The sequence below is a fragment of the Methylobacterium sp. ap11 genome (genome assembly GCF_900110515.1).
GTDB lineage: Bacteria > Pseudomonadota > Alphaproteobacteria > Rhizobiales > Beijerinckiaceae > Methylobacterium > Methylobacterium ajmalii.
Genome location: NZ_FOEB01000027.1, coordinates 80,499 through 90,858, shown reverse-complemented (window position 1 = coordinate 90,858; position 10,360 = coordinate 80,499). Strand labels below are relative to the sequence as shown.

General features: G+C 73.6%; 10 protein-coding genes. 1 reads left to right on the top strand and 9 read right to left on the bottom strand.

What is annotated here, in order from left to right:
* The 6 genes from BMX97_RS27615 to serB form a co-directional block, all read right to left on the bottom strand.
* Nucleotides 1-413 (bottom strand): 1-deoxy-D-xylulose-5-phosphate synthase N-terminal domain-containing protein (locus BMX97_RS27615; protein ID WP_280142820.1); only part of this gene is annotated, 413 nt, incomplete at its 3' end.
* A gap of 69 nt (nucleotides 414-482) precedes the next feature.
* On the bottom strand, nucleotides 483-773 hold the full coding sequence (locus BMX97_RS27610) for an exodeoxyribonuclease VII small subunit (RefSeq protein ID WP_091754365.1): 291 nt from the start codon (nucleotides 771-773) through the stop codon (nucleotides 483-485).
* Nucleotides 774-902: 129 nt separating this feature from the next.
* Complete coding sequence (locus tag BMX97_RS27605) at nucleotides 903-1,415, bottom strand: tyrosine phosphatase family protein (protein ID WP_091754364.1); 513 nt, start codon at nucleotides 1,413-1,415, stop codon at nucleotides 903-905.
* A 21-nt stretch (nucleotides 1,416-1,436) separates the two neighbouring features.
* Nucleotides 1,437-2,045, bottom strand: a complete 609-nt coding sequence (locus tag BMX97_RS27600; protein WP_091754377.1) for an HD domain-containing protein — start codon at nucleotides 2,043-2,045, stop codon at nucleotides 1,437-1,439.
* Between the two features lie 26 nt (nucleotides 2,046-2,071).
* The gene (locus tag BMX97_RS27595) at nucleotides 2,072-2,701 is read right to left on the bottom strand and encodes a DNA-3-methyladenine glycosylase I (RefSeq protein ID WP_091754363.1); all 630 of its coding nucleotides are present in this window, start codon (nucleotides 2,699-2,701) and stop codon (nucleotides 2,072-2,074) included.
* Nucleotides 2,702-2,857: 156 nt separating this feature from the next.
* On the bottom strand, nucleotides 2,858-3,754 hold the full coding sequence (gene serB, locus BMX97_RS27590; protein WP_091754362.1) for a phosphoserine phosphatase SerB: 897 nt from the start codon (nucleotides 3,752-3,754) through the stop codon (nucleotides 2,858-2,860).
* 61 nt (nucleotides 3,755-3,815) lie between these two features.
* Between serB and miaA the strand changes: the two genes are divergently transcribed.
* Nucleotides 3,816-4,748 carry a tRNA (adenosine(37)-N6)-dimethylallyltransferase MiaA gene (gene miaA, locus BMX97_RS27585; protein WP_091754361.1) on the top strand — a complete coding sequence of 311 codons (933 nt, stop codon included), beginning with the start codon at nucleotides 3,816-3,818 and terminating at the stop codon, nucleotides 4,746-4,748.
* Nucleotides 4,749-4,885: 137 nt separating this feature from the next.
* Here the strand turns inward: miaA and BMX97_RS27580 are convergent, their stop codons facing one another.
* The 3 genes from BMX97_RS27580 to BMX97_RS27570 all read right to left on the bottom strand — a co-directional run bounded on the left by BMX97_RS27580 (nucleotide 4,886) and on the right by BMX97_RS27570 (nucleotide 10,353).
* Nucleotides 4,886-6,964 (bottom strand): hypothetical protein, encoded by a 2,079-nt coding sequence (locus BMX97_RS27580; RefSeq protein WP_091754360.1) that lies wholly within the window; start codon nucleotides 6,962-6,964, stop codon nucleotides 4,886-4,888.
* Nucleotides 6,958-7,392: an endonuclease domain-containing protein gene (locus tag BMX97_RS27575; RefSeq protein WP_091754359.1), complete on the bottom strand. Its 435-nt coding sequence runs from the start codon at nucleotides 7,390-7,392 to the stop codon at nucleotides 6,958-6,960. The genes BMX97_RS27580 and BMX97_RS27575 overlap by 7 nt, the downstream gene beginning before the upstream one ends.
* Before the next feature lie 129 nt (nucleotides 7,393-7,521).
* Nucleotides 7,522-10,353, bottom strand: a complete 2,832-nt coding sequence (locus tag BMX97_RS27570; RefSeq protein ID WP_091754358.1) for a DUF4159 domain-containing protein — start codon at nucleotides 10,351-10,353, stop codon at nucleotides 7,522-7,524.
* Nucleotides 10,354-10,360: the final 7 nt, after the last annotated feature.

Here is a 10,360-nt window from a genome sequence, read left to right as displayed (position 1 = left end):
GCGAGGTCGCGGCCGATCGCCATGCCCAAGCCCGCGGAGATCGAGGTCGAGGAATGCGCGGCGCCGAAGGGGTCGTAGGGGCTCTCGGAGCGCTTGGTGAAGCCCGAGAGGCCGCCGGCCTGGCGCAGGGTGCGGATGCGGTCGCGGCGTCCTGTGAGGATCTTGTGGGGGTAGGCCTGGTGCCCGACGTCCCAGATGATGCGGTCGTCGGGGGTGTTGAAGACGTAGTGCAGGGCGACGGTGAGCTCGATGACGCCGAGGCCGGCGCCGAGATGGCCGCCGGTGACCGAGACGGCGTCGATGGTCTCGGCGCGCAGTTCCGCGGCGAGCTGGGCGAGGTCGCTCTCGGGCAGCTGGCGCAGATCCGCGGGAATGCGGACGCGGTCGAGGAGGGGAAGGTTGAGCGGTGACACCGGAGCCATCCTCACGTCCGGAAGGAGGAAACCCGCCGCCGAGTCACGGCGCGGGAGGAATGGGAGCGATCAGGCGACATCGAGCGGCGCCGTCCCGGCGGCACGTCCGTCCGCCCCGAGGGTGATGCGCTGGATGCGCGCCTCGGCCCGCTGCAGCAGCGTCTCGCAATGGCGCTTCAGGGCCTCGCCCCGCTCGTAGATCGCGACGGATTCGTCGAGCGGGACGTTGCCCTGTTCCAGGCGCTGAACGATGCCCTCGAGTTCCTCGAGGGCCTTCTCGAACGGCAGATCCGCGGTTCCGGTCGAGCCGGCGGGTGCGGAGGCTGCCGCGCGGCTGGCATCGGACCGGGCTGCGGACATGCGTGACGATGCTCCCATGATGAGCATCGGGTTATGGCGAGTGAGGTGACGTGAAACAACCCTTCCCCGGCGACGCAGGAGTGCCGATGCCCGTTTGCGCGCCAGGGCTGCCTTTCGGCCACAGTGGAATCACTCGATGGTGACGCTGAACGGCTCGCCTTCGAAGGCGTCCGCGCCGCGGCCGATCGCCGCGATGGCCGCCACCATGCGCCCGCCGCGGCCGAGCATCGCGTCCGCCACCGCGACAAGGCGCCGGTTCGGCGTCGCCGAGGGCGAGGCGAGGCGCAGCTCGCGGGCGATCTCGGCCTCGTCGCGGTCCGGCCGCAGGGCGCAGGTGGCGATGAAGGCGGCGGCGGTCGAGCGGCTGATGCCGGCGTAGCAGTGTATCACCAGGGGCTGGGCCCGGTCCCAGGCGCGCACGAAGTCGAGGAGCCGGCGCACATGCGCCTCGTCGGGCAGGACGTGGCCGTCGAGGGCGTCGGTGATGTCGCTGACCCCGACGAACAGGTGGTCGGCTTCCGCGATCGCGGGCGGCCGGACCACCGGCGTGCCGACGTTGATCAGCGTCACCACGTGGCGCGCGCCCGTCGCGTCCACGGTCTCGGGCAGGCGGGACAGGGGGCAGACGTGCAGGGTCGGCATGGTGGCGACAGGTCCTTCGTCTCAGGAAACGGAGCCGTTCTGCAGGGCATCGGCCGAGGTACCGGCCAGGGTATCGGACAAAGCGTGGAAGCGGGCCAGGAAGGCGCCTTGCGCCTCGGCGGTCGGCCAGGGATCCAGCAGGGCAGCGAGATCGGCGTCGACGCGGTCGGGCTTGCCGAAGACCCGCACGGCCTCGACCTGCGAGAAGCCGGCGAGCCGCGTCGCCTCCAGGTAGGCGCTCAGGCGGTCGGCGCGCTTGCTCAGGCGCTGCATCGCCGCATTCGGCGACGGGGTGAGCCCGAAGCGCAGGCGGATCGCCGCGAGCAACCGGGTCTCCACCGCCTTGTAGGAATGGCCGATCGCCGCCTTGAACGGCGAGATGATGTCGCCGATCACGTATTCGGGCGCGTCGTGGAGCAGCAGCTCCAGGCGCTCGGCGGCTCCGAGGCCGGGCTCGAGGGCGCCGCCGATCGCCTCGACCAGCAGCGAGTGCTGCGCCACCGAGAAGACGTGCGGGCCCGCGGTCTGGCCGTTCCAGCGCGCGACGCGGGCGAGGCCGTGGGCGATGTCGGCGATCTCGACGTCGAGGGGCGAGGGATCGAGGAGGTCGAGGCGCCGCCCCGACAACATCCGCTGCCACGCCCGGGCCGGGGCGCTCACGGCGCCGCTCCGAGGCCGCCGGGGCCCGGCAGGGCGGCGCACGGCGCGTGGCGGCAGCAGCCGACGAGGTGGTCGTTGAGCATGCCGACGGCCTGCATGAACGCGTACACGATGGTCGGGCCGCAGAAGCCGAACCCTTCGGCCTTCAGCGCCTTCGACATCTTTCGCGAGATCTCGGTCTCGGTCGGGATCTCGGCGCGGGTCTCGGCCGTGGTCTGGAGCGGGCGCCCGTCGACGAAGTCCCACAGGAAGGCCGAGAAGCCGGGGCCGCGCTCCTGGATGGCGAGGTAGGCCCGCGCACCGCGGATCGTCGCCTCGATCTTGGCGCGGTTGCGGATGATGCCGGTATCCTGCATCAGCGCCTCGACCCGCTCGGGCCCGAAGCCTGCGATCGCCTCGGGCTCGAAGCCCGCGAAGGCGCGGCGAAAGCCCTCGCGCCGGCGCAGGATGGTGATCCAGGACAGCCCGGCCTGGAACCCGTCGAGGATCAGCTTCTCGTAGAGGGCGCGGTCGTCGTGCTCGGGCACGCCCCACTCGGTGTCGTGGTAGGCGACGTAGAGCGGGTCGGTACCCGGCCACCAGCAGCGCTGGCAGCCGTCGGGATGCAGGATCAGTCCGGTCGACATCCGGTCTCGTGTCACGATGCGGGGCTGCGAGGCAAGCGACCCGGCGAACTCACGCTAGAGCATTTTCCGACGAAGCGGATGCCGGTTCGTCGACGAAAATGCGGCAAAATCAAAAACCTAGAGAGCTTCGCGATTGCAACGCGATCGTGACGCGCTCTACCCGACGAACTCGGCCGCCGCGAAGCCCTGCAGGTAGAGGAGCCCGGTGAGGTCGCCGTGATCGATGCGGGCATGGGCCGCGGCGGCGACCGCGGGCTTGGCCCGAAACGCGACGCCGAGGCCCGCCTCCTCCAGCATCGCGAGGTCGTTGGCGCCGTCGCCGACCGCCAGGGTCTCGGCCGGGTCGAGGCCGAGGCGGGTGCGCAGCTCTACGAGCGCGTCGCGCTTGGCCTCGCGCCCGACGATCGGCTCCGCGACGGCGCCGGCGAGGGTGTCGCCCTCGGTCACGAGGCGGTTGGAGCGGTGCTCGTCGAACCCGATCCGCGCCGCCACCGGCCCGGTGAACAGGGTGAAGCCGCCCGAGACCAGGGCCGTGTAGGCGCCGTGGGCCTTGAGGGTGCGTACCAGCGTGAGCCCGCCCGGCATCAGGGTGATGCGCTGCGCGATCACCGCCTCGACCGCCGCGAGCGGCAGGCCCTTGAGCAGGGCGACCCGCTCGCGGAGCGCCGGCTCGAAGGCGATCTCGCCGCGCATCGCCCGCTCGGTGATCGCCGCAACGTGCTCCTTGAGGCCGACCTCGTCGGCGAGCTCGTCGATGCATTCCTGGCCGATCATGGTGGAATCCATGTCGGCGAGGAAGAGCCGCTTGCGCCGGTGGGGCGTCACCGCCTGCACGGCGACGTCGATCGGCTCGCCGGCGAGCGCGGTGCGCAGGCGCTCGGCGAGGCCCGCGGCGGAGGCGGGCGCGCCCTCGACCAGGATCTCGGCCGCGACCTCGCCGTGCAGGATCCGCGGTTGATGCTCGGTCGCCAGCAGCGCCCGTGCCTCGGCCAGCACCGCGTCGGTGATGGCGGGGCGCTCCGGGTTTGCTATCAGGGTGGCGACCAGGGTCATCGGGGATCTCGGGGCTCGTCTCAGGCGGCGCGTCCCGGCCGCGCGCGTGAAAGGAGCAGGCATGGACGGGCGGGTTCGGGCGATCCTCATCGCAGGGCCGACCGCCTCGGGCAAGTCGGCGCTGGCGCTGGCGCTGGCCCGCCGGCACGGCGGCGTGGTGATCAACGCCGATTCGATGCAGGTCTACCGCGACCTCCGCCTCCTGACCGCCCGCCCCGCCCCGGACGAGGCGGCGCAGGCGCCCCACCGTCTCTACGGCAGCGTCGACGGCGCGGTGAATTTTTCCGTCGGGCATTACCTCGCCGCGGCCGGCGCGGCGCTGGCGGAGGCGCGAGACGCGGGCCGCCTGCCGATCGTCGTCGGCGGCACCGGGCTCTACTTCATGGGGATGACCGAGGGCCTGTCGGAGATCCCGCCGGTGCCGGACGCGGTCCGCGCCGCGGTGCGGGCCGAGGCGGAGGGGTGCGAGACGCCCGAGCTGCACGCCGCCCTCGCCGCCCGCGATCCCGAGGGCGCCGCCCGGCTCGACCCCAACGACCGCCTGCGGGTGCTGCGCGCGCTCGAGGTGCTCACCGCCACGGGCCGGCCGATCGCCGCCTTCCAGGCCGCGCGCCGGCCGGGCCCCCTCACCGGCCTGCCGTGCCTGAAGCTCTTCCTCACCCCGGACCGGGAGGTGCTGCGGGCGCGGATCGACGCCCGCTTCCTCGCCATGATGGCGGCGGGCGCCCTCGCCGAGGTCGAGGCGCTGGCCGATCGCGGCCTCGACCCGATGCTGCCGGTGATGCGCGCCCACGGGGTGCCAGGGCTGATCGCCCATTTGCGCGGGACTCTGTCCTACGACGAGGCGGTGGCGCGCGGCCAGGCCGACACGCGCCGCTACGCCAAGCGGCAGGTGACGTGGTTCCGCCACCAGGCCGGGACGGACTGGACCTGGCTGACGCCGGAGACGGCGATGGCCGCCACCGCGACCGGAGCCTGGGGCGAGCCGGGCTGACCGGCGACGCGGCCATTTTCCCTCGTCGCCGTCGGCCCTTGCCGGCGTTTCCTGCCGGCTCGCGTCAGGTGGCCGCCTGGCGGCGTCCGGCTTGAACGCACGCCGCCAAGCTCCTGCCGCGTCGGCGCGATCCGGGTTTACGCCCGTCCGCGCCGCCCCTCCGCCAGCCACATCGCCAGCACCGCCGCCGCGAGGGCCGCGAGCGCCGCGAGGCCGAGGCCCAGCGGGTAGACCGAGACGCCGCGCACCACCGCGCTGTCGCTCGGGCGAAAGCCGATCCAGTCGGAGCCCGACAGCCGCCCGGACCGCGCGAGCTGCAGGCGCGGAATCGCGATCCCGCCGCCGGCCTCGGCGAGCCGCCGCACCGAACCGCCGGTGGCCTCGGCGAGCGGGCGCAGGCGCTCGGTGTCGCTGAACACGTCGACCAGCTCGCGCGGATTGGCCGGCCCGACGCTGACGAAGGCGACGAGGGTGCCGGAGCGCAGGGTGTGCAGCCCCAGTTCCTCGGCCTCGAAGGCGGCGGCGAACAGGCCCGGCTTGTCGGGGTTCAGCGTCAGGGTGCGGGCCTTGCCGCTCGGCGCCGTCACGGTGACGGGCTCTGCGGTGTCGCCCATGGTCTGGCGCTCGACCCGGACCTCGCGGCCGTGGCCTGTGGTGGCGGCGCGCAGGGCCTCCTCCTCGAGCGCCGGCTCCTTCATCAGCCAGTGGCCGAGGCGGCGCAGCAGGTCGAGATGCGGCCCGCCGCCCTCGTAGCCCCGGGCCCAGAGCCAGGCATGGTCGGAGAGGAGGAGCGCCACCCGCCCCTTCTCCTCGCGCGACAGGGCGAGGAGCGGCAGCGAATCGGCGCCGGCCAGGATCGGGGTCACGCCGGGGCGGACCTCGGCGCCGATGAGCCGCAGCCAGTCGCCCCAGGCCGGGGGCGAGGCCTCGGAGCCCGGCAGGTCGCGGGTCACCGGGTGGCGCTGGCCGCTGTTCGTCAGCGCCGCCTTGTAGGGCCGCTCGACCACGCGCCCGTTCGGCTCGCCCGGCAGGATCGCGGCGAGCCGCGTGCGGGCGAGGCTCGCCGCCGAGGCGAATTCGGGGCCCGCCGCGATCAGGAGCGCCCCGCCCTCGCGCACGTAGCGCACGATGTTGTCGAAGTAGCTCGACGGCAGCACGCTCTGGTTGGCGTAGCGGTCGAACACGATGAGGTCGAAATCCTTGATCTTCTGCTGAAACAGCTCGCGGGTCGGGAAGGCGATCAGCGACAGTTCGGAGATCGGCGTGCCGTCCTGCTTCTCGGGTGGGCGTAGGATGGTGAAGTGGACGAGGTCGACGTTGGCGTCGGACTTGAGCAGGTTGCGCCAGGTCCGCTCGCCGGCGTGGGGCTCGCCGGAGACCAGCAGCACCCGGAGCTTCTCGCGGATGCCCTCGATCGGCAGCACCGCGCGGTTGTTGGCGGTGGTCAGTTCGCCCGGCAGCGCCTCGGCCTCGATCTCGACGACGTTGGGCCCGCCATGCTCGACCCGGAGCGTCAGGTTGAACGGCTGGCCGGTGCGGACCGACTGGCGCACCACCTCCTCGCCGTCGCGGCGGACGGTCACGACGGCCGAGCCGGTGCCGCCGCGCTCCATCACCTCCGCCCGGATGGTCTGGTCGCGCCCGACGATGCCGAAGCGCGGCGCCTCGATCAGGCGGATCTGCCGGTCGCGCTCGTCGGGCCGGCCGGTGACCAGCACGTGGAGCGGCGCCTTGAAGCTCGCGGCGGCGAGGCTCGCCGGGATGTCGTGGACGACGCCGTCGGTCAGCATCACCACGCCGGCGAGGCGATCGGGGGGCACGTCGGCGAGCGCGCTCGAGAGCGCCGTGAACAGCCGCGTGCCCTCGTCGCCGCCGGCCTCCGGCACCTCGACGAAGCGCGGCTCGATCTCGGTCAGGGTGCCCAGGCGCCGCTGCAGCTCGGCCTTGACCCTGTCGGTCATCGCCGGCCGGTCGCCGAGGCCCTGCGAGCCCGAGCGGTCGACCACCACGGCGACGATGTCCTTGACCGGCTCGCGCTCCTCCTGGACCAGCGAGGGGTTGGCCAGCGCCAGCAGCACCAGCGCGAGGACGAGGACCCGCAGCAGCGCCACCGGCCCGCGGGCGAGGAACGCCACGACGGCCAGGAGCGCGGCGAGCCCGCCCAGGGCCCAGAGGACCGGGACGGGGACGAGCGGGGCGAGGCTGAGGCTCAGCATATGATTGTCTCTGCGCGGGCTCGCCTTTGAGGCGGCCGCATGTCGTGAAGGTCATAGGGGACGGCTTGCGCATCCGGGATCCCCTCGCCCCCCGGGAATGCCGCTTCCGTGATCCGTTTCAGGGCTGCATCGAGATCCGACAGCACTTCCTCGTTCGCGATGCGCAGCACGCAGAAGCCCAGACGCTCGATCTCCTCCGTCCGCTTGGCATCGTAATCGCGGTGCCATTCGTGCTGGCGGCCGTCGAGTTCGACGACCAGCCTCCGCTCGGGGGAAAGGAAGTCGACCGTGTAGAGAAGGAGAGGTACTTGGCGCTTGAACTTGAGACCATGGAAGCGGCGGCCACGCAGAACAGTCCAGAGGCGATCTTCGGCAGAGGTCGCCTGTTGCCGAAGGGCCCTCGCGAACTGCCTCGGTTCTCGGGCCATGCCGTGTGCTCCCTCAGGAAGATACGTGCCGAGATTTCGGCAATTTCGCAGAAAAACGCGGGATCCCCTCTCCCACACGGGAGAGGGGATCCCGCGTCATTCTCGTCCAACCTTGCGATCAATTCATTTTTACTGCCCCAGCCGCTCCAGCAAAGCCGGAACGTGGACCTGGTCGGCCTTGTAGTTGCCGGTGAGCGCGTACATCACGAGGTTGACGCCGCCGCGGAACGCCATCTCGCGTTGGCGCGGATCGCCGCCGACGAGGGGGTAGAGCGCTTCCCCGCGCCGGCCGACCGCCCAGGCGGAGGCGAGGTCGTTGCCCGTGATGACGATCGGCGAGACGCCGTCGCCGGCCCGGGCCGGGCGGCGCTCGCCGCCCTCGCTCGCCGGCGGCAGGGCCTCGACCCAGGTCTGGCCGGTGGCGTAGCGGCCCGGGAACGCGTCGACGAGGTAGAACGCCTTGGTCAGCACGTGATCGCGGGGCACCGGCTCCAGCTCCGGCACTTCCAGCGTCGCCAGCATCCGCTGGAGGGCGAGGGCCTCGGGCGTCGGCGGGCCGCCCGGGCGGGCGGTCATGGCGTCGCGGGTGTCGAAGATCACCGTGCCGCCGTTCTTCATGAAGGCGTCGATCCGCCGAATCGTCGCCTCGCTCGGCGGCGGCCGGCTCGGCACGATCGGCCAGTAGATCAGGGGATAGAAGGCGAGCTCGTCCTTGGCCGGGTCGATCCCGGCGGGCTCGCCGGGTTCGAGGGCGGTGCGGCTCGCCAGCATCTGGGTCAGTCCGGCGAGGCCCGCCCGGCTGGTCTCGTCGACCGTGGCGTCGCCGGTGATCACGTAGGCGATGCGGGTGACCAGCGCCGATTCGATGCCGTTCGGCCGGTTGGCGGCGGGCTCGGCGGCGCGCGCGGTCTCAGGCGCGGCGCCGAGCACCAGGAGGCCGAGCACGAGGGCGGCCGCCGCCGGACGCCGCCGCAGGCGCGCCGACAGGCGGCCGAGGAAGCCGCCGAGCCACAGGCTCGCCAGGGTGTCGAGGGCCAGCAGCAGCAGGGCCGCGAGGAAGAACGGCCCGCGCAGGTCGCGGGTGCGGGCCTCCTCTAGGCCGCCGAAGCGCGCGCCGGCGAGCGCGGCGAGCGCGGCGAGATCGAGCGTCTTCAGGCGGTCCTCGGCGGTCAGCGCGTTGACGGCGAGCCCGCCGTCGACCGGGCCGTAATAGCCCGGCGGGTGCTCGGGGGTCGCCCGCTCGGTCCAGGTGGCCGGTACCGCCCGGGCGGTGGCAGGCGGGGATTTCAGCGCCCCGAAGCCGTCGAGAGTGAGGCGCGGGGCGAGCACCGGCGGCGCGGCGCCGGGCGCGGCGTCGGCCGTCGGCGGGGTGGTGCCGGCGAGCGCCACGACCCGGCGCAGCATGGTGACGAACAGGCCCGACAGCGGCAGGTTCGACCAGGTCGTGTCGGCGGTGACGTGGACCAGGACCACCATGCCCTCCCGGCGCTTCGCCGCGGTGACGATCGGGGTGCCGTCCTGCAGGGCGGCCCAAGTGCGCCGGGCGAGCTCGCCGTCCGGTTCGGCGAGGATCTGGCGGCGCACGCCGATATCGGCCGGCGGCGTCAGGCCGGCGAAGGGACTCTCGGGGGCGAAGGGCGCGAGCGTGCGGGGGCTGTCCCACGACAGGGTGCCGCCGAGGTTGCGACCGCCCCGGCGCAGGCGCACCGGCACGAGGTCGTCGCTACCGGCGGCGAGCCGCGGCCCGGCGAAGCGCAGGAGCAGCCCGCCCTTGTCGACGAAGGCCGAGACCCGCTCCAGGGTCGCGGGGTCGAGGGCGCCGACATCGGCCAGCACCAGCACCGAGACCTGGGAATCGAGCATCTGGCCGATCGATTCGGCGACGCCGCGCCCGCCCCTGGGCTCCAGCACGTCGGCGAAGGGGGTGAGCGCCCGCGACAGGTAGTAGGTCGGCGAGAGCAGCGGCTGGGCCTGGTCGGCCGTGCCACCGAAGACGAGCCCGACCCGGCGGCGGCGGCCCCGCTCGTCGGCCAGGACCACGGCGCCGGCCGAGTGCTCGCCGGCGATCTCGAACCGCGCGATGGCGTTGCGCAGCTCCACCGGCAGGTCGAAGCGGACCGGCGCCGCGTCGGCCCCGGCCGCGAAGGAATAATTCGTCTCGGCGAGCGGCAGGCCCTTGGCGTCGAGGGCCCGGACCGTGCCGGCATCGCGCCCGTTGGCGGCGGCCCGCACCACGCTCACGCCGATCTGCCCGCCCGACGAATCGGGGCCGGCGAGCGCCAGCGCCGGCGGCCGCTCGGCCTTGAGCACGGTGATCTCGGCGCGGTCGCGGCCGGCCACCGCCGCGAGGCCCTTCGGGAAGGCGTCGCCGTCCGGCCCGGCCACGCCGTCATGGATCCACACCACCGTGCTGCCCGGCGCCTTGTCGAGGAAGGCGGTGAGCGCCGGCAGGTGCGCGGCACGGTCGGCGAGGTGCGGCAGCGGCGCGATCGCCCGCAGGCGCTCCAGGGCCGGCCCGGGGCCGGTGGCCTCGATCCCCGTCGGGCCGGAGGCGGTGGGCAGGAGCGCCACCGGTCGCCCGGCGCGGGACGCCGCCTCGACCTCGGCGGTGGCGACGCGGAGGCGGTCGCGCCAGTCCTGGGCGGCGGAAAATCCGTTGTCGAGGACGAGGACGAGGGGAGCGCGTCCGTCGCCCGCGGCCTGCGGGGTCGGGTTCCAGACCGGCCCCGACACCGCCAGGATCAGGCAGGCGGCCGCGAGCAGCCGGAGCGCCAGCAGCCAGGGCGGGGTGCGGGCCGGCGTCTCGCGCTCGGGCAGCAGGTCGGCGAGGATGCGCAGCGGCGGGAAATCGATCCGCCGCGGCCGCGGCGGCGTCACCCGCAGCAGGTACCACAGCGCCGGAAGCGCGATGAGGGCCGCGAGGGCGGCCGGGGCGGCGAAGCCGAGGGGCAGTCCGAACATCGAGGGC